Here is an 18,221-nt window from a genome sequence, read left to right as displayed (position 1 = left end):
CCAGACGACCATGACAGCCACGATCAACCGCAAGGCAAGGTATCGGAAGGGGCGCATGACGGGCTCCGCAGCAGGCCGGAGCGCGACGCGGTTCCGGGCGGCTCCAGAGGCCGCCGGACGACCTTGCTGTCTGGGGCGGCGCCTGACCTGACGGCAACCTTACGGTTGCTGCCTGAGGCTGATTGACGCTTTAAATTTCATATAAAACAAATAGATAGCTCAGCCCCATTCGGGGACCTACGGGTGTCCCGAGTGGCTTCGCCCCGTCCCCTCACCCCAACCCCCGCTCCGCGCCCCTGCCCGCGCTAGCAGCGCGGGCGCTCCAAGGCACGCGCGCCAGTGGCGCGCAAGCGGTGCCTTCTCGCCCCGCAGGAGAGGGGCTTGATGCTTACCTTCTCCCCTCGGGAGAAGGTGCCCGCAAGGGCGGATGAGGGTACGGGCGAAGCCTGGTGTCATCCATCACTAGGTGGCTTCGCCCCGTCCCCTCATCCCAACCCCCGCTCCGCGCCCCAGCCCGCGCTAGCAGCGCGGGCGCTCCAAGGCACGCGCGCCAGTGGCGCGCAAGCGGTCCCTTCTCGCCCCGCAGGGAGAGGGGCTTGATGCTTACCTTCTCCCCTCGGGAGAAGGTGCCCGTAAGGGCGGATGAGGGTACGGGCGAAGCCTGGTGTGATCCATCGCTAGGTGGCTTCGCCCCGCCCCCTCACGCCAGCCCGCGCCAGCAGCGCGGGCGCTCCAAGGCACGCGCGCCAGTGGCGCGCAAGCGGTGCCTTCTCGCCCCCGGCAGGAGCGGGCTTGATGCTTTCCTTCTCCCTTCGGGAGAAGGTGCCCGTAAGGGCGGATGAGGGTACGGGCGAAGCCTGGTGTGATCCATTGCTAGGTGGCTTCGCCCCTTACCCTCTCCCCAACCCCTCTCCCGCAGGGAGAGGGGCTTAGGATTCCCGATTCCCGATTCCCGATTCCCGATTCCCGATTCCAGGCAATCAAATCACCCGCAACGTAATCGCCTTCAACACCGCCCGGGTGCGGTCGCGGGTGCCGAGCTTTTCCAGGATGGCGGACACGTAGTTCTTCACCGTGCCCTCGGCCAGGAACAAGGTGCGGGCGATCTCCTTGTTGGAGTAGCCGCCGGCCAGCAGGCGCAGGATGGCGACCTCGCGTTCGTTGAAGGTCTCGCGCGGGGCCTGCTGGTCGCGGAACTGGTAGCGGGCGCGCACCGGGTCGGTGCTGACCGGCTGCAGCAGGGTGTCGCCGGCGGCGACGCGGGCGATGGCGTCGCGTAGGTCTTCCGGTGCGGCGTCCTTCAGCAGGAAGCCCTGCGCGCCGGCCTCGCTGGCGCGCAGCAGCAGGTCGCTGTCGTCGAAGGTGGTCAACAACAGCACCGGGGTGCGGTCGCCGCGGGCGCGCAGTTGCTGCAGCGCCTGGATGCCGTCGATGCCGGGCATGCGGATATCGCTGAGCACCACGTCCACCGTGGTGGTGGCCAGCGCGTCCAGCAGGCCCTGCCCGTCGTCGGCCTCGCAGACCACCGCAACGCCTTGCTGCTGCAGCAAGGCGCGCAGGCCGGCGCAGACCAGGACCTGGTCGTCGGCCAGGGCGATGCGGAGTGGACTCATCGCGGCAGTGTAGCAATCAGATGCATGCCGCCCTGCGCGGTGCGCTCCAGCTGCAGCTGGCCGTGCAGGGCCGCCAGCCGCTCGCGCATGCCGGTGATGCCGTTGCCCTCGCGGATGCGCTCGGCGCGGTGGCCGTCGTCGTGGATGTCCACGCGCAGCTGCGCGTCCTGGCACTGCAGGTGCACGGCCACTTCGTTGGCATCGGCATGCCGCACCGCGTTGGTCAGTGCCTCCTGCACCAGCCGCAGCAGCAGCTCGGCCACGCGGGCGTCGGTCACGCGCACGTCGGGATCGATCTGCAGCCGCAACGCCGGGCGCGGGAACGGTGCGGCCAGCGCGCGCAGGGCGGTGTGCAGGTCCAGGCCGTGGTCATCGCGCAAGGACTGCACCACGTTGCGGATGTCCGACAACAGGTCGGCAGACAGCTGCTCCACCACCCGGATGTCGTCGCGCCCTGCCAGTGCCGGGTCGGCGGCGAGCAGGCGCAGATTGATGCGCATGGCGGTGAGCTTGTGCCCGGCCACGTCGTGCAGCTCGCGCGCCAGCCGCAGGCGCTCGGCATCGCGCGCGCTGTCGGCCAGCAAGGCGCGCGTGGCCAGCAGATCGGCGTTGACGTAGGCCAATGCGTCGCGCGCGCGCTCGGCACTGCGCGCGTAATAGGCGGTGAGCGCGGCAAACGCCTGGAAGCTGACGTAGACGACGACCGACAGCAGCGCGTTGTCGAAGCCGGCGCGCACGAACACCGCGTACATGATCGCGTTCATGGCCAGCGCCATCGCCACCACCCGCAGCGGCGGCCACACCATCGCCAGTTGCGCCACCAGCATGACCAGCAGTACCGGGGTGGTGCCGGCACGCGGCTGCAGCGCCGTCAGGCCAAGCGCCAGTGCGGCCTGCAGCAGCAACGACACATTGCGCACCACGTACTGGCGCGGCAGCAGGTCGTGCAGCAGGAACAGGACGGTAAACCCGGCCAGGCCCACCCACCGCCAGCCACCGTGCGTCGACGGGATGGCGTTGAACGACAGCGCCACCGCCGCGATCGCCAGCAGCCCGGCCAGGCTCAGGGGTTGGATCACCTCGCGCAGGACATGTTTCATGCGGCGATGCTGACCGCCGCGCCGCTGCCCGGCAATGGGGTGCGCGCAGAAAGTGACTTCTGGCAGGTGGGATCGATGACCTGCGGCTCCTGTGGGTCGCACCGGCGCTGGGCACAGTGGCATCACTGGCCGCTGGACACCGATGCCAGGTGAGAACAGCGCAGCGCCTGGCATGGACCACGCGCTGGATGGCAGTGGCGCTGCCGCCATCTCAACCGCTTGCTGTCTGCTACCTGCTACCTGCTGTCTGCGTCCTCGTCATCCATCCACGCTGTCTTCCATCCACTACGGAGCTCTCCCATGTCTGCATCCCCTCTGCTCACCGCGCTCAGCCTGCTGTGGATCGGTTACGAACTGTGGCTGCGCCAGCAACGCCGTGCGGCCGATGGCGGCGCGCACGACCGCGGCACCCTGGGCCAGCTGTGGCGGGTGCTGTCGCTGTCCATTGCGGCGGCGGTGGGGCTGGCGTCTGCCGGCGTCATGCACTGGCCGCATGCCTGGCAGGAACCGCTGCGGTGGGCGGCGTGTGCGCTGATCGGCGGCGGGCTGGCGGTGCGCGTGTGGGCCATCACGGTGCTGGCGCGCTGGTTCACGGTGGATGTCACCATCCAGGCCGGTCATCAGCTGGTGCGCAGCGGCCCGTATCGCTGGCTGCGGCATCCGTCCTACACCGGCGCGCTGATGGCCTTCTACGGGCTTGCGCTGGGCATGGGCAATGCCGCGTCGCTGCTGACGATCGTGCTGCCGGTGACCTGGGCGTTCCTGCGCCGCATCCGCATCGAAGAAGCCGCGTTGCAGCGCGCCTTTCCCATCGCCTACCCGGCGTACGCGGCGCACAGCCATCGCCTGCTGCCGCTGGTGTGGTGAAACCAGCGCTTCCTGCGGACGAACGCACTTCGCCGGCTCGCACACAGGTTCGGCCCCGCACGGCGTGGGATCGACGCCCTGCCGCAGTGTGTGGGCAGGCTGCGTATGGGCCGATCTGCGACCGGCGCCACCGCCACGGCCGTGACCCGCTGCGTACCATCGGCCCCAGCCTTCGCCGTCCAACACTGTCAGGAGCATTGCATGCTTGCCCGCACCCTTGCCTGTGCCGCCGCCCTGGTCGGCCTGCTCGGCAGCGCTGCCGCCTACGCCGTCGAGCTGGATGTGGGCATCACCGGGCTGCGCTCGCAGCAGGGCACCTTGCGTATCGCGGTCATCGCCAGCGCCGCGCAACTGGATGGCAGCCAGCCGCCGGTGCAGGCGCAGACAGTGCCCATCGCCAGCACCGCGCCGCATGTCCAGTTCAAGAACCTGCCGCCGGGGCGCTATGCGGTGATGATCAATCACGACGAGAACGCCAACGGCAAGCTGGATACCAACCTGATCGGCATGCCGGTGGAAGGCTACGGCTTCAGCAACAACCCCACCGGCATGCGCAAACCCGGCTTCGACGAGATCGTGTTCGCGCTGCCGGCGGCCGGTAAACGCATCGCCGTGCAGATGCGCTGAGCTGCCACGCGAAAGGAGCACCGCATGCACCGCCGCCGCTTCCTGCAATCGGTGCTGGCTGCCGCCGGCAGCGCCGCGCTCGGCAGCCTGGCACTGCGCAGCGCGCCGGCCGATGCAGCGGACGCTGCCGCGTTTCATGCGCAGTTGCAGCGCACACCGTGGCTGCTGGGCTGGCGCAGTGTGGACAGCGCCACCTTGGGGCCGACCAGCGTGCCGCTGCAGGGCACCCTGCCGGACGGGCTGGCAGGCAGCCTGTATCGCAATGGACCTGCCTGGACCGAGCGCGCCGGGTTCCGCTACGAACACTGGTTCGATGGCGACGGCATGCTGCATCGCTGGCAGTTGGGCGGCCCCCAGGTGCGGCACCTGGGGCGCATGGTGGCCACCCACAAGTTCACCCAGGAGCAACAGGCCGGGCGTTTTCTGTACCGTGCCGCCGGCACCTCGGTGCCCGACATGCAGCCGGCGCGCAACAACGACGACGTCAATACCGCCAATACCTCGGTGATGCGGCTCAACGGCCGCCTGTTTGCGCTGTGGGAAGCCGGTTCGGCGATCGAGGTGGACCCGGATGCACTGGGCACGCTCGGCCCGGTGACCTGGCGCGAAGATCTGGCAGCCATGCCGTTCTCGGCGCATCCGCTGATCGATGCCGACGGCAGCGCCTGGAACTTCGGGTCGATCAGCATCGTGGGCGCCACCGGCGTGCTGCTATGGCATCTGAATGCCGACGCCACGCTGCGCACCGTGCAGTTGCTGCAGACCGACGCGCCCGGCTACCTGCACAGCTTTGCGATGACGCAGCGGCATCTGATCCTGGTGCTGGCGCCGTATCGGCGGCTGGATGGCGACGGCGCCTTCTTCGAACAACTGCGCTTCACGCCCGAGGCGCCGTGCCGGATTGCGGTGGTGCCCAAGGATGCGCTGGACCAGCCGCGCTGGTTCGAGGCCGACTTCGCGGTGGCCTACCACTTCGCCGATGCCTACGCGCAACGCGACCGCATCGTGGTGCGCGCCATCGTGCATACCGACCCGGAACAAGCGCGCTCGCCGATGCGTGCGGCCATGCACGGCGACCCGGCGGCGGCGCCGGCCCCGGTGCAGCTGCGCAGCCTGCATCTGGACCTGGCCAGTGGCCGTGCGCACTGGCAGGCGCATCCGGTGGACGACCTGGAACTGCCGCTGTTCGACCGCCGCACGCCGGGCACGCAAGGTGCGCGCCTGTACGCGCCGTGCATCGACGGGCCGAACCAGTCGCCGTTCCTCAATGCCGTGGCGGCCTACGACCTGGAGCGCGACCGGCGCCAGGTGCATCGCTATGGCGCGCATGTGCTGGCCGAAGAACACGTGTTCGTGCCCCGGCCCGGCAGCGACCGTCCCGACGATGGCTGGCTGGTCGGCACCGTGCTGGACACCCGACGTGCACGCACCGGGCTGATGGTGCTGGACGCGCGCCACGTCGATGCGGGCCCCATCGCCGAAGCCTGGCTGCCGTACGCAGTGCCGCTGGGATTCCACGGGCAGTTTGCCTTCAACGCCTAGCGCGGCGCGCCGCGTCGGCCGATGCGCTGTCAGTCAGCGCGCCGCCGCGGCCTGTGGGCGCAGCTCCAGCGCGTGCGCCCACAGCATGTCGTACAGCTCCACCTGCGCCTTGGCGTCGCTGCCGTCCAGCGAGGTATTGCTGAGCGTCACCACCGCGTTTGCGTGGTCCAGATCCGAGAGCATCTCTGCGCGCACGCCCGGATCCGAGCCGCCATGCCCGATGCGGGTGACATTGAACTTGGTGGACCAGAAGATGCCGGCATTCTTTTCGCTGACGACGACGTTGTCGGGCACGTTGCTACCGGCGCACTGAAAACGCAGCATCTCCGCGGTGGTGGCCGCATCGAGAATGCGGGTGCCCTGATAGCGCCCACCATCGAGCAGCGCGATGAACAGCCGGGACAGGTCGTTGACGCAACTGCGCAAGCCACCGTCCGGATAGGTTCGTACGGTCGCACCGGCACACTCAGGCCCATGTGGCCGACATACAGCATGGCGTGCGTGCCGGCCGACAGCTCGGCCACATGCCAGGCGGTGCGCTGCATGCCCAGCGGCGCGAAGATGCGTTCGCGCGTGTAGCTTCGAACGGCTGGCCCACCGCCCGCTCGACGATATAGCCCGCCAGGCCCGCGCCGATATTGGAATACGCGCGATGCGTATCGGGCCGGTTGGGCAGATAGTTCTGCGGCAGATAGTCGCGCCCGCCCGGTGCCAGATAGCCACGCAGGAAGTCCGAAAGCGGCTCGGCCGTGGCCCCTTCCCAGCGGTAGGTGTCGCGGTAGACCTCCCAGCGGTCGGCCAGGCTGGAGGTATGCGTGGCCAGCTGCCGCAGCGTGATCGGCACCTGCGGGAACTGCGGGTTGCGCACGGCGAACGGCAGGTAGGAATTGATGTCCGCATCCAGCTGCAGCCTGCCGTCCTGCACCGCCTGCATCAGCGCCACGCCGGTGACGGTCTTGCTGACCGAGCCGATGTTCATCACCGTGTCCGGCGTGAAGGCAAGGTTGCGTGCGCGATCGGCGAAACCGAAGCCAGCGCTCCACACCACGCGATGGTCGCGGATGATGGCCGCGCCCATGCCGACCACGCCGGCCTCCTGCATGCGCTGCTCGATGCGCCGTTCGAAGCTGGATGGCACGCTGGTCCCCATCGGTGCATCGGCTGCCAGCGCGTCTGCGATCCAGGCCAGGGCCAGGCTGGCTGCCAGCCATGCAGACGGTCCGATCGTTTTCGCTGCGCGCATTGCCACTGTCTCCTGGATGGCCGCCCTGCAGCCTGCGATGTCCGATGCGGACAGGACCGCATTGGCGTGCGGGCCACGACTGCATCCTGCTGCCCGCAGGCACCGGAGATCAGCGCCATGAGGCCAAGCCCTGCCAATGGCGACGAAACCGGCGATGCACGGAGCAAAACCCCGGCATGGAGCGGATGACCGGCCGGCCGCGCGATGCCCTCGCATGCCGATCGCCTTACACTCGGCCGCTCCCCTGCCTCGCCTGGTCCTCGATGATCATTTCCGCCGCTTCCGACTACCGTGCCGCTGCCCAGGCGCGCCTGCCGCCGTTCCTGTTCCACTACATCGATGGCGGTGCGTATGCCGAGCACACCTTGCGGCGCAATGTGGCGGACCTGGCCGATATCGCGCTGCGCCAGCGGGTGCTGCGCAACATGTCCGACCTGAGCCTGAGCACCGAACTGTTCGGCGAGACGCTGGCGATGCCGGTGGCGCTGGCGCCGGTGGGGCTGACCGGCATGTACGCGCGGCGCGGCGAAGTGCAGGCCGCCCGTGCGGCGGCGGCGCGCGGCATTGCGTTTACCTTGTCCACGGTGTCGGTCTGCCCGATCGAGGAAGTGGCGCCGGCGATCGAACGGCCGATGTGGTTCCAGCTCTATGTGCTCAAGGACCGTGGCTTCATGCGCAACGCGCTGGAGCGTGCCAAGGCCGCCGGCATCACCACGCTGGTGTTCACCGTGGACATGCCCACGCCGGGCGCGCGCTACCGCGATGCGCATTCGGGCATGAGCGGGCCCAATGCATCGCTGCGACGCATGCTGCAGGCGGTGACGCATCCGCGCTGGGCCTGGGACGTGGGCCTGCTCGGCAAACCGCACGACCTGGGCAATATCTCCGCCTACCGCGGCAGCCCCACCGGCCTGCAGGACTACATCGGCTGGCTGGCGGCCAACTTCGATCCCTCCATCTCGTGGAAGGACCTGGAATGGATCCGCGACTTCTGGACCGGGCCGATGGTGATCAAGGGCATCCTGGACCCGGACGATGCGCGCGATGCGGTGCGCTTCGGCGCCGATGGCATCGTGGTCTCCAACCACGGCGGGCGCCAGCTCGACGGTGTGCTGTCCAGTGCACGCGCCCTGCCGGCCATTGCCGATGCGGTGAAGGGCGAGCTGAAGATCCTGGCGGACTCGGGCATCCGCAGCGGGCTGGACGTGGTGCGCATGCTCGCGCTCGGCGCCGATGCGGTGTTGCTGGGCCGCGCCTTCGTCTATGCGCTGGCCGCAGGCGGACAGGCCGGGGTGGAAAACCTGCTGACGCTGATCGAAAAGGAAATGCGCGTGGCGATGACGCTGACCGGCACGCATTCCATCGCCGAGATCAGCGCCGATGCCCTGAGCCGGGTGACGCGCGAGGGGGTGGTGTCGCCTTGATGCCGGGATTTGGGATTTGGGATTTGGGATTTGGGATTTGGGATTTGGGATTCGGGATTCGGGATTCGGGATTCGGGATTCGGGATTCGGGATTCGGGATTCGTCAAAGCGTCGCGCGTTTACTATTTCGATTCTTGAGGTTCGCCGACGCGGGAAACTGATCGACATACCCAAGGGGCGTCGCACCAAGGGGGAATCGGGAATCGGGAATCGTCCGAGCATTGCGGGTTACGTATTTCGATTCTTGCGGTTGCTGACGCGGCAGATTTATCGATACACGCAATCACGTCGCACTGACGTGGGCCGCTTTCTGCGTAGGAGCGCGCCCGAGCGCGACCGGGCTTTACCGGGACAGCTATCGCGCGCAGGCACGCTCCTACGGGACGTGCGCTGCCGTGAGCAGCAGCTAGCTGGGGAGTGATTGCTTGAGCGCCAACACGCTGGCCCAGGGGTCGCGGCGTTGACGCCTGGCACGCTGCAGCGCCTTGTCCAACGCAAACGCATCCGGGCCGCTGAGCTTGCCCAGCTCCTCCCAGCGCAGCGGTACCGCTACGGTGGCCTTCTCGCGTGCGCGCAGCGACCACGAGCACACGCTGGTATTGCCGCGCCCGTTGCGCAGCCAGTCGATAAAGATCACGCCTTCTCGCTTGGCCTTGCTCATGGTCGCCACGTAGCGCTCCGGCGCCTGGGTGGCCAGCGCCTGCGCAAACGCCTCGCAGAAGTCGCGCGCCTGCTCCCAGCTCGCCTCCGGCACGATCGGTACCACGACGTGCAGGCCCTTGCCGCCGGACAGGCGCACCACGCTTTCCAAGCCCGCTGCCCGCAGCTTGGTGCGGATGTCGCGCGCTGCCGCCACCACCTCGCTCCAGGCGACACCCTCGCCCGGGTCCAGATCGAAGACCAGGCGGTCCGGGCGTTCCGGATCGTCGATGCCTGCGCCCCAGGGATGCAGCTCCAGGGTGTTCATCTGCACCAGTTCGAGCAAGCCCGCCGCATCGTTTATGTACAGATAGTCCTCGGTGCCGCTCTTCTGCTGGAGCGCGACCGTCTTGATATGCGCACCCAGCTGACGGGCCTGGTGCTTCTGGAAGAAGCAATCGCCGCCCACGCCATCGGGGCAGCGCAGCAACGACAGCGGCCTGCGTGCCACTTCGGCCAGCACCAGCGGCGCCACAGCGCGGTAGTAGGCGGCCACCTCGCCCTTGCTGATGCCCTGCGCAGGAAACACCACGCGCTCGGGATGGGTCACTGTCACGCCGTCTGCGGATACACCGGTCGCCGCACGGGACGTGACTGATCGTGCAGCGGACGTGGCGACTGCCGCTGAGGTGCTGCTGCGCCTGGAGCGCACATCGCTCACGCGTTCCTGCGCAGGCCCGTCGGCTGCATTGGACGTGGTCACCTGGCTGCTCGTGGCCTGGCGCGCGACGCGCTGCTTACGTGTGGTGGTGCGCGCTGCAGTGCCGGGGCTGCCGCGGTCGCCACCCAGGTCCCTCGCCGGCTTGTCCGGTCGTAGCCGCTTGAATGCAGCCTGCCGCAACAAGCCCTGCCGCGCCCAGCCGCGGAAGGCGATCTCGGCGATCAACTCCGCCCGTACCCAATGCACATCGCGTGGGCGACCAGGCAGATGCGCGGGCAATACCAGCGTGGCGGTATCGCTGCGCAACGCGCGTAGCTGGGCGATGATCTCGCCAAGCAACGCGGCATCGAAGCCGGTGCCCACACGCCCCACATAACGCAGCGCTTTACCCTCCGGTTGCGCCAGCAGCAGCGCACCGAACCCGTTGCGCGCGCCCTTGGGGTCGGTATATCCCACCACCACGAACTCGTCGCTGTCTGCGTGCTTGGTCTTGACCCAGTCGGCACTGCGACCACCGTGATGGACCGCCTCCGCACGCTTGCTGACAATGCCTTCCCAGCCCTTGTCGGCACTGGCGGCGAAGACGTCGGGGCCACGCCCGATCACGTGGTCGCTATAGGCCAGCGTGCCTGGCGTCTGGCCAAGCAACGCGCGCAACAGCTCTTTACGCTGCACCAGCGGCGTGTTGCGCAGGTCCACTCCGGCCACGCCAAGCAGGTCGAATACCAGGTAGCGCAAGGGTTGCGGCGCAGTGCCGTCGAGCGCCTGCTGCAAGGCCGAAAAATCGCTGCGCCCCTGCGCATCCAGCACCACCAGCTCGCCATCCAGCCGCGCATCGCGTATCGGCAGTGCCTGCACGGCGTCGACGACCTCCGCAAAGCGATCTGTCCATGCCTGGTCGTTGCGCGAGCGCAGCTGCGCGTTACCGTCGACCAGATCGGCCAGCAGGCGATAGCCGTCCCATTTGATTTCGTGCAGCCAGGCATCGCCGTCCGGTGCCTGTTCGCGCAGCAAGGTCAGCTGCGCTCGCAGGCCGGTGGGGCAGCGGGCGTCACGCGCACCGTCCAGTGCGAGTGCGCGGGTGCGCCACTGGCTGTCGTTCGGCTTGCGCCGGGTGCTCGGTACCTTGCTGGTTTGCGAGACCGTTGTAGCGCGTCTGTCCGGACTGCCAGAGCCACGCGCCAGGTGCGGGTCGATGCGAACCTTGGCCCTGCGGTTGCGCGCGGCCATCGGCCTAGCCGGCCTTGCGGCGCGGGGCAGCCTTTGCCGTCTTCTTGGTCGCCTTGCTGGCAGTCTTCTTGGTCGCCTTCTTCGCGGCTTTCTTGGCGGCTGTCCTCCTTGCCGGCGCCGACGCGGCGGCAGCGCTGGTCTTCTTGGCCGGCGTACGCGTATTGGCCTGCAGGCTCTTCTGCAGCAGCGACATGAAATCCACCACGTTGGTGGTGGCGTCTTCGTGCTGCGGTGGCTCGGCCTCCACCTTGGTGGTGCCGCCCTTGGCCTGGATGCGTTTGCGCAGGATCTTTTCCAGCTTGCCGCGGAACTCGTCGTGGTAGTCCTCCGGCTGCCAGGTGCCGGACATCGATTCGATCAGCTGCCTGGCCATCTGCTGTTCCTTGGTGGTGATGCGGTAGTCGCCCACGGCACCGGCCGGCAGCTTGTAGTCCTGCGGATCCACCAGCTCCTGCTGGTAGCGCAGCAGCAGCAGGATCAAGGCATCGCCTTGCGGCATCACGGCGGCCAGGTATTCACGGGTGCGTATCACCACCTTGGCGATGCCGACCTTGCCGGTATCGCGCAGGGTTTCGCGCAGCAGCACATAACCTTTTTCGGCTTTCTTGCCGGGAACCAGGATGTAGGGCTTCTCGAAATAGCGCGGGTCGATGTCGGCCGCGTCGACGAAGGTTTCCACTTCCACGGTTTCGTGGCTCTCCGGCGCGGCCGAACGGATGTCCTGTTCCTCGACGATGACATAACTGCCCTTGTCGTACTCGAACGCCTTGACGATCTCCTTCCATGGCACCTCGTCGCCGGTATCGGCATTGACACGCTCGAATCGGATCGGCTTCTTATCGCGCGAATCCAGCATGCGAAAGTGCAGATCCACCTTGCGTTCGCCCGACATCAACGACACCGGCACATTGAGCAGGCCAAAGGACAACGTGCCGGTCCAGATCGGTCGTGCCATCAGTGCGCTGCTCCGTGGACGGCGGCGTCGGGAATATGGTCCAGCGCCAGCCAGGCATCCTCGACGATATCGCGTGCATGCGGCCAATCCAGACGCGAGCTGCCGCGCATGCTTTCCCATTGCGCCGCCAGCGCCTGCTCGCACTGCGCATCGGCGCCACGCGGCCAGTCGGCTGCGTGGGTGACGCGCGCAAACGCATAGACCGGCGACAGATCGCGCCAGGTCGGCCCGCCACGGCGACGGCGGCGCTGGTAATCGGCCAGGCTGTAATAGTGGAAGTCCTGGGCCACACCCACCGGATCGGAAACAAGCACGTTGTGCTGTGCGCGCCTGGGCGATGCGGGGTCGAGGTGGGCGCTGAACAGGCGGCGGTCGGGACGGCGGTCCAGGGTGCGCATGGGTCTGCTCCACGGTGCGGCATGGGGCTGTCATCAGTACCGCCGCTGCCGTGATCCATACGTGAGAGATGTGCATGGATTTTGCGATTTGCGCGGCCTTCACCGCGCGCGCGGTGAACTCGGGCTTTCCGATGGACTGCAGGAGACTGGCCATGACCCGCGATCCCCTACGCGAGCAACCCGCCCAACCGGGCGAGCAACGCGGCAAACGCGATGCCGAACAGTACGAGGACCGGGGCGCCGGCGACGCGCCAGACACCCTGATTCCCGCCGATGACGATACCCCGGCCAAGACGCCAGGCAGCACACCGTGACACCTGTCGCGTTCGTTTGATCTCCCAGCCGCGCATGCTGGCTCAGCGCATCACACCCGCCTGGCCGCCGAGAGCTGCGCCATCTCCTCGTCGCTGAACAGGCGCGAGCGCACCAGGAATCGTACGCCCTCGCCGTTCTCCAGCGAAAACATCCCGCCGCGCCCGGGCACCACGTCGATGATCAGCTGGGTGTGCTTCCAATAGGCGAACTGCGATGGGCTGATGTAGAACGGCGCACCGGCAATCTCCCCCAGCAGCACATCGCGGTCGCCCACGATGAAATCGCCCACTGCAAAGCACATCGGCGAAGAGCCATCGCAACAACCGCCGGATTGATGGAACAGCAGGTCGCCATGCCGCGCACGCAGCGTGTCGATCAACTGCTGCGCGGCAAGCGTTGCCATCACCTGCGCCGGTAACTCAGTTCGCGTGTTGCTGTCTTGCATCGGCCCACTCCCGCAGCCATCTCCGGCCGCCACGCCGAGCACGATACGCCAGGCACGCGTACTGGCATGCATATAAGAGCACCCAACAACACGACTGTGCGGCCGCCAGGCGGGCGCGGTCGGTGCTCGGTGCGGCATGTACCACGCTTACACTGCGGCTCCATCGCGCCGTCCGCACCCACCTGACGACCGCTCGCTACGGTTTGTTGGCCGCTCCAGATCCAAACGCTGATGCCGATGCGATGGAGGCGAGCGAACCGGGCGCCCCTGTAAGAGCCTCCCTCACATCCCATTTTTATACTGCCTGCCAACGTGCGCGGGACGGACGTGCCTGCAGCTGGCGCACGGCTCCTGCCCCGCTGCCGGTTCACCATGAACTTGAATGTCCTAGGGAAGGAACACCACCATGACTCAACGTTTGATTACTGCCGCCCTGCTGGCCTTGCTTCTGCAGGGCTGCCAGGCACCTGAATCCACTCCCACGGCGACCAACACGGCTGGCCCGGCGGCCACGCCTGCTGCAGACGTGCCAGAACCGACAGCACGCCCCGCCACGGCCGCCCATCGTCCCGAATTATCACCGGGAGCCTGCAAGAAAACCGACGATGGATTCACCGCGTTTCTAGAGGCGATGGTTGCCGATCCAGCGGTGCGTGCCGCCTACAGTGCCCCAGTGGTGGAAGAACGAGACCTGCGTGACCCCTCCAAGCTGGTAAATCGCCAGAGCGAGCCGTTTCGATTGACCTTGATCGATTACAGCTGGTCCTACAACGAGCCGGACAAGGACCCGAGCGAACTCGACCGGGTCAAGCTGGACTTTAAGCTGGAGGGCGACCGGATGCGCGTGGACTTTGTCAGAGCGGAGTTTTCCGCGGATGATGAAGTCCTCAAGACGTTCGGTGCGCCTGAAGCATATATATTCGAATATACCCAGGACTGCTGGCAGTTGGCACAGCATCTGCGCTAAGAGCAGCTGGCAAAACGACTACGCGGCCGCCAGGCAACCGCTCGCTACGTTTTGTTGGCCGCTCCAAATGCTGCAGTCCCCGCCGCGCTGCGGGGACTGCAATGAGTCAAGCCCATCGACAAAGGAGAAGTACGATGCCCAGGTATAGAATCGTGGAGTCGGTAGGACACGGCGTTCAAACGGCTCACGACTATGCGGATCTTGAGCGCCACCATCCTACCCGCGGCAATGAGCGTGGCCGCGTCTATGCCACAGTCAACGGTGAACGCGAAGAACTACTCGGCAACTACCGCGGCTCGGCAACCGTCTCGCATGACGGCGACCATTATGTCTCCAAGGATTTTGTGCTGAAAGCCGGCAATCTGGACGAGGTACCAGTGCCGGCCATTGCCAGCGGTTACATCGGCAAAGTCGATCCACGCGATGGCATCGTGCAGATCTATGACAAGCCAGCCTCCGACCCGCGCCGCGAGATGATTGCCCAGTATCGGCATCTGGACCCGCGCAATACGCAGCTGGAGACAGGTGACCGGATCGAATACGGGCAGTCGGTCGGCATCCAGGGCGGCTTCAACAAAGGGGATCCCAGAGCCTTTGGCAAGCACGTGCATGTGGACATCAACACCAGCTACCTGCCGCAGGCCGACCGCTATATCCGCGACATGGATAGCGGCGCGATCACGACCGATCAGCGCCCCCAGCACGCACAGCCCAATCTCACCGGCCCGGCGCAGGTATCGGACATTTCCGGGAACGGTCGGACGGTTGCCGCCCCGGGAGGCGCCACGGCCGTGAGCGCCGCACCCATGGCCGATGGCGTTCTGCGCAAGGACGAACATGGCGCAGAAGTGAAAGCGCTGCAGGAGCGTCTCAATGCGCTGGGCTACACCGATGCCCGTGGCCAGGCATTGGGTGCCGATGGCAAGTTCGGCGACCGCACCCGCGAGGCAGTGCAGGCATTCCAGCGCGATCACCAGCTGAGCGACGATGGCATCGTCGGCCGCGACACCTTCAAGGCGCTCGCCGCGGCACACCCTCGGCAGCCTGACCAGGCAGCCACCGCTGTGCCGGGCCAGCGCAGCGAGGCATCGCGCCCACTGCTGCTGTCGGACCAGGGGCACCCGCAGTACCCGATGTATCAGCAAGCGCTAGGTGCGCTGGAAAAGCTCGGTCCTTCGGGAGGCTTCAAGGACCGCAAGGAACTGGAGCAGACCGCCGGCACGCTGGTGCAGGACGCCAGCCTCAGCGGGCTGAGCCGCATCGACCATGTCACCCCCAACAAGGCCGGCGATGGGTTGTTCGTGGTGGAAGGTCGGCTGGACGACCCGGCGCACCGCCGCGCCTATGTCGATCGCGATCAGGCAGCGCAGCAGACCCTGGAACAGTCCACGCAGAGACTGCGACAGGATCTGGCCGGCAGTGTCGACCAGGCGCCCGCACGCGACACCAACCGCGCCATGGCGATGTAGGCGTCCAGTTCTGACATTACGCACGCTCCAATGCGGCCATTGGCACTGCACCGGAGCGTGGCCTTGCAGACGTCGATGCCGGCACGCTCATCCGCAGGCGATCGGCAAGGGTGTGCAGCCTCGCCCTGCGGGCGGGCTGCACACCTCGTCCCTCAGAAGAACCCCAGCGCCTTGGGCGAATAGCTCACCAGCAGGTTCTTGGTCTGCTGGTAGTGATCGAGCATCATCTTGTGGTTTTCGCGCCCGATGCCCGACTGCTTGTAGCCTCCGAAGGCGGCATGCGCCGGATAGGCGTGATAGCAGTTGGTCCACACGCGGCCGGCCTGGATCGCGCGGCCCATGCGGTACAACCGCGCCGCATCGCGGCTCCAGACGCCGGCACCCAGGCCGTACAAGGTGTCGTTGGCGATCGCCAGCGCCTCGGCCTCGTCCTTGAACGTGGTCACCGACACCACCGGGCCAAAGATCTCTTCCTGGAACACGCGCATCTTGTTGTGGCCCTTGAACACCGTGGGCTTGACGTAGAAACCCTCAGCCAGATCGCCATCGAGCGTATTGCGTTCGCCACCAATCAAGACCTGTGCACCTTCCTGTTTGCCGATGTCGATATAGGACAGGATCTTTTCCAGCTGCTCGCTCGATGCCTGCGCACCGACCATGGTGTTGGGATCCAGCGGGTTGCCCTGCTTGATCGCCGCCACACGCTTGAGCGCCTTTTCCATGAACCGGTCGTAGATCGATTCCTGGATCAGCGCACGCGACGGGCAGGTGCACACCTCGCCTTGATTGAAGGCGAACAGCACGAAGCCTTCCACCGCCTTGTCGAGAAAATCGTCGTCTTCGGCCATGACATCGGCAAAGAAGATGTTCGGCGACTTGCCGCCCAGCTCCAGCGTGACCGGAATCAGGTTCTGGCTGGCGTACTGCATGATCAGCCGGCCGGTGGTGGTTTCGCCGGTGAAGGCGATCTTGGCGATGCGCGGATTGCTGGCCAGCGGCTTGCCCGCTTCCAGACCAAAACCATTGACCACGTTGAGCACGCCGGGTGGCAGCAGATCGCCGATCAGCTCCATCAAGACCAGAATGGAGGCCGGCGTCTGCTCGGCCGGCTTCATCACCACGCAGTTGCCGGCCGCCAGCGCCGGTGCCAGTTTCCAGCACGCCATCAGCAGCGGGAAATTCCATGGAATGATCTGCCCCACCACGCCCAACGGCTCGTGGAAGTGATAGGCGATGGTGTCGCTGTCGATCTCGGAAATGCCGCCTTCCTGCGCGCGGATGGCCCCGGCGAAATAGCGGAAGTGGTCCACGCACAGCGGTACGTCGGCATTGAGCGTTTCGCGCACCGGCTTGCCGTTATCCCAGGTCTCGGCGTAGGCGAGCAGTTCAAGGTTCTGTTCGATGCGGTCGGCGATCTTGAGCAATACGTTGGAACGCTCGGTGGTCGAGGTCTTGCCCCACGCGCCCTTGGCCGCATGCGCGGCATCCAGCGCAGCTTCGACGTCCTGTGCGTTGGAGCGGGCGATCGAGGTGAACACCTTGCCGCTGATCGGCGTGGTGTTGTCGAAATACTGGCCACTGTTCGGCGCCACCCACTTGCCACCGATGAAGTTGTCGTAGCGCGGCTTGAAGATCGATTGCGGGTCGGTGCTGAGCGGCTTGGTGGAAGGTTGCGCGTTCATCATGGGCTCCGGCTGAGATGACGGCCCACGTGTATACCCGCCGCGGGGCGAGCGCAATGTCGGCAACAATGCTGTTGCGCTGCGTCATCATCCAAGCGCAATGAGCACTGCATCCGAGCTCACATCCGGTTGCATCGCATCATCGCCGGCAGTGCCAGGATCGTGCTGCAAGACCGCGAGGGGCGCGTAGTCCCGGTCAATCCAGGAGATGACGATGCGTCCGTACCCGAAGGCGGCGTCGAGGCCTCAACGGCGGCGCCCCAGACACTACCGCGACCACCCCGCAGGCATGCGCCGCTGGCGCCCGCCATCAGCATGACCACCGCGCCGAACGACTATCCGCCGGACTCGCTCACACGGACACGAATCTGCCGCGGCGTTTTACGTGGCCCTACGATCCCCGTGCCTTGGCGCCTGCCTCGGCCTGCACCGGCTCGTCCGCAGATGTCTTGCAGTCGGCGACGGTTGTCTGCCGATAGGAGCGCAGCTGCCATGCAGCAGCGCCATTGACCTGCTGCCACGCGTAGACCCAGCGGTAGCGCTGGCCGGCATTGCAGGCATCGATGGTGATCTCATCGCGCGGCCGGCCGCTCACTGGCAACGGCGCTGCGTCTGGTGCCCGCATCGGTACGCGTCCCCAAGGGATTATCGAAGGACGCCGCACTGACACGGACATCCCCCAGGCCGGTCACGGTGGCCGGCGGCGGCATCTGCCTGGGTTGGTCACTGGACCGGGACTGCTGCAGCAACCAACCGTGGATCTGCGCGATGGCCGGCGAACCAGCGGGGTAGTCGCGCACGATGCGCAGGTCCACGTGATCTGCCCATGCCGCGCCGCAAGCCAGCAGACCGACCACGATCACTGACGCACCGAGGTTCTGCTTCCATTTCATCATCGTCGCGCTCCATGCCCTGAGTGAGGGGCCAAGGCTAGCACGCAAGGTCGAGGTGCCTGTACCGTCGTGCGGGGCCAGTTGGCCGCCA

The 18,221-nt window shown here is 66.7% G+C and carries 18 protein-coding genes and 1 other RNA gene; 8 read left to right on the top strand and 11 right to left on the bottom strand.

Translation table 11 applies throughout. The features are described from left to right. Positions 1-980 precede the first annotated feature (980 nt). Positions 981-1,613, bottom strand: a complete 633-nt coding sequence (locus XcodCFBP4690_RS13270; RefSeq protein ID WP_104541411.1) for a response regulator transcription factor — start codon at positions 1,611-1,613, stop codon at positions 981-983. Further along, positions 1,610-2,836 (bottom strand): sensor histidine kinase, encoded by a 1,227-nt coding sequence (locus tag XcodCFBP4690_RS13265; protein WP_104541409.1) that lies wholly within the window; start codon positions 2,834-2,836, stop codon positions 1,610-1,612. Before XcodCFBP4690_RS13265 ends, XcodCFBP4690_RS13270 begins: the two co-directional genes overlap by 4 nt. A gap of 177 nt (positions 2,837-3,013) precedes the next feature. Between XcodCFBP4690_RS13265 and XcodCFBP4690_RS13260 the strand changes: the two genes are divergently transcribed. From XcodCFBP4690_RS13260 to XcodCFBP4690_RS13250, 3 genes are all read left to right on the top strand, one after another. Beyond that, complete coding sequence (locus XcodCFBP4690_RS13260; protein ID WP_104541407.1) at positions 3,014-3,580, top strand: methyltransferase family protein; 567 nt, start codon at positions 3,014-3,016, stop codon at positions 3,578-3,580. Between the two features lie 234 nt (positions 3,581-3,814). After that, complete coding sequence (locus XcodCFBP4690_RS13255; protein ID WP_104541459.1) at positions 3,815-4,207, top strand: DUF2141 domain-containing protein; 393 nt, start codon at positions 3,815-3,817, stop codon at positions 4,205-4,207. 24 nt (positions 4,208-4,231) lie between these two features. After that, a complete protein-coding gene (locus tag XcodCFBP4690_RS13250) occupies positions 4,232-5,749 on the top strand; it encodes a carotenoid oxygenase family protein (protein ID WP_104541405.1) in 1,518 nt (505 codons plus the stop codon). 33 nt (positions 5,750-5,782) lie between these two features. On the opposite strand, the gene XcodCFBP4690_RS23285 is transcribed toward XcodCFBP4690_RS13250, so the two are convergent. After that, on the bottom strand, positions 5,783-6,280 hold the full coding sequence (locus XcodCFBP4690_RS23285) for a serine hydrolase (RefSeq protein WP_279628111.1): 498 nt from the start codon (positions 6,278-6,280) through the stop codon (positions 5,783-5,785). Continuing rightward, on the bottom strand, positions 6,216-6,992 hold the full coding sequence (locus XcodCFBP4690_RS23280) for a serine hydrolase domain-containing protein (protein ID WP_279628110.1): 777 nt from the start codon (positions 6,990-6,992) through the stop codon (positions 6,216-6,218). The genes XcodCFBP4690_RS23285 and XcodCFBP4690_RS23280 overlap by 65 nt, the downstream gene beginning before the upstream one ends. 263 nt (positions 6,993-7,255) lie before the next feature. Between XcodCFBP4690_RS23280 and lldD the strand changes: the two genes are divergently transcribed. After that, the gene (lldD, locus tag XcodCFBP4690_RS13240) at positions 7,256-8,416 is read left to right on the top strand and encodes an FMN-dependent L-lactate dehydrogenase LldD (protein ID WP_104541403.1); all 1,161 of its coding nucleotides are present in this window, start codon (positions 7,256-7,258) and stop codon (positions 8,414-8,416) included. A gap of 406 nt (positions 8,417-8,822) precedes the next feature. Here lldD and ligD read toward each other — a convergent pair whose 3' ends face one another. Genes ligD through XcodCFBP4690_RS13225 form a run of 3 tightly spaced genes read right to left on the bottom strand, consistent with a single transcriptional unit; the run spans position 8,823 to position 12,359 of the window. Further along, positions 8,823-11,006 carry a DNA ligase D gene (gene ligD / locus XcodCFBP4690_RS13235; RefSeq protein WP_244183655.1) on the bottom strand — a complete coding sequence of 728 codons (2,184 nt, stop codon included), beginning with the start codon at positions 11,004-11,006 and terminating at the stop codon, positions 8,823-8,825. A gap of 4 nt (positions 11,007-11,010) precedes the next feature. Continuing rightward, positions 11,011-11,961, bottom strand: coding sequence for a non-homologous end joining protein Ku (gene ku, locus XcodCFBP4690_RS13230; RefSeq protein ID WP_104541401.1), 951 nt, complete (start codon positions 11,959-11,961; stop codon positions 11,011-11,013). After that, entirely contained in the window at positions 11,961-12,359 is a 399-nt protein-coding gene (locus XcodCFBP4690_RS13225) for a hypothetical protein (RefSeq protein WP_104541399.1), read from the bottom strand. The genes ku and XcodCFBP4690_RS13225 overlap by 1 nt, the downstream gene beginning before the upstream one ends. Positions 12,360-12,511: 152 nt before the next feature. Here XcodCFBP4690_RS13225 and XcodCFBP4690_RS22740 point away from each other — a divergent pair, with 152 nt between their 5' ends. Next, positions 12,512-12,673 (top strand): hypothetical protein, encoded by a 162-nt coding sequence (locus tag XcodCFBP4690_RS22740; RefSeq protein ID WP_167394613.1) that lies wholly within the window; start codon positions 12,512-12,514, stop codon positions 12,671-12,673. 50 nt (positions 12,674-12,723) lie between these two features. On the opposite strand, the gene XcodCFBP4690_RS13215 is transcribed toward XcodCFBP4690_RS22740, so the two are convergent. Further along, positions 12,724-13,119 (bottom strand): DUF779 domain-containing protein, encoded by a 396-nt coding sequence (locus XcodCFBP4690_RS13215; RefSeq protein WP_104541395.1) that lies wholly within the window; start codon positions 13,117-13,119, stop codon positions 12,724-12,726. Between the two features lie 136 nt (positions 13,120-13,255). On the opposite strand from XcodCFBP4690_RS13215, the gene XcodCFBP4690_RS13210 reads away from it, so the two are divergent. The 3 genes from XcodCFBP4690_RS13210 to XcodCFBP4690_RS13200 all read left to right on the top strand — a co-directional run bounded on the left by XcodCFBP4690_RS13210 (position 13,256) and on the right by XcodCFBP4690_RS13200 (position 15,555). Continuing rightward, a non-coding RNA gene (locus XcodCFBP4690_RS13210) (sX9 sRNA) lies at positions 13,256-13,331 on the top strand. Positions 13,332-13,525: 194 nt separating this feature from the next. After that, the gene (locus XcodCFBP4690_RS13205) at positions 13,526-14,086 is read left to right on the top strand and encodes a hypothetical protein (RefSeq protein WP_104541393.1); all 561 of its coding nucleotides are present in this window, start codon (positions 13,526-13,528) and stop codon (positions 14,084-14,086) included. A gap of 134 nt (positions 14,087-14,220) precedes the next feature. After that, entirely contained in the window at positions 14,221-15,555 is a 1,335-nt protein-coding gene (locus XcodCFBP4690_RS13200; protein WP_167394612.1) for a peptidoglycan-binding domain-containing protein, read from the top strand. A gap of 152 nt (positions 15,556-15,707) precedes the next feature. Here the strand turns inward: XcodCFBP4690_RS13200 and adh are convergent, their stop codons facing one another. The 3 genes from adh to XcodCFBP4690_RS23105 all read right to left on the bottom strand — a co-directional run bounded on the left by adh (position 15,708) and on the right by XcodCFBP4690_RS23105 (position 18,133). Further along, on the bottom strand, positions 15,708-17,237 hold the full coding sequence (adh, locus tag XcodCFBP4690_RS13195; RefSeq protein WP_104541455.1) for an aldehyde dehydrogenase: 1,530 nt from the start codon (positions 17,235-17,237) through the stop codon (positions 15,708-15,710). Positions 17,238-17,628: 391 nt separating this feature from the next. Next, positions 17,629-17,832: a hypothetical protein gene (locus XcodCFBP4690_RS23110; protein WP_244183653.1), complete on the bottom strand. Its 204-nt coding sequence runs from the start codon at positions 17,830-17,832 to the stop codon at positions 17,629-17,631. Further along, complete coding sequence (locus XcodCFBP4690_RS23105) at positions 17,810-18,133, bottom strand: hypothetical protein (protein WP_244183652.1); 324 nt, start codon at positions 18,131-18,133, stop codon at positions 17,810-17,812. The genes XcodCFBP4690_RS23110 and XcodCFBP4690_RS23105 overlap by 23 nt, the downstream gene beginning before the upstream one ends. Between the last annotated feature and the right edge of the window lie 88 nt (positions 18,134-18,221).

Origin of the sequence: Xanthomonas codiaei (genome assembly GCF_002939785.1) — a bacterium.
In the GTDB taxonomy this organism is placed as follows: Bacteria; Pseudomonadota; Gammaproteobacteria; order Xanthomonadales; family Xanthomonadaceae; genus Xanthomonas; species Xanthomonas codiaei.
This window is presented reverse-complemented; position numbering and strand designations above follow the sequence as displayed.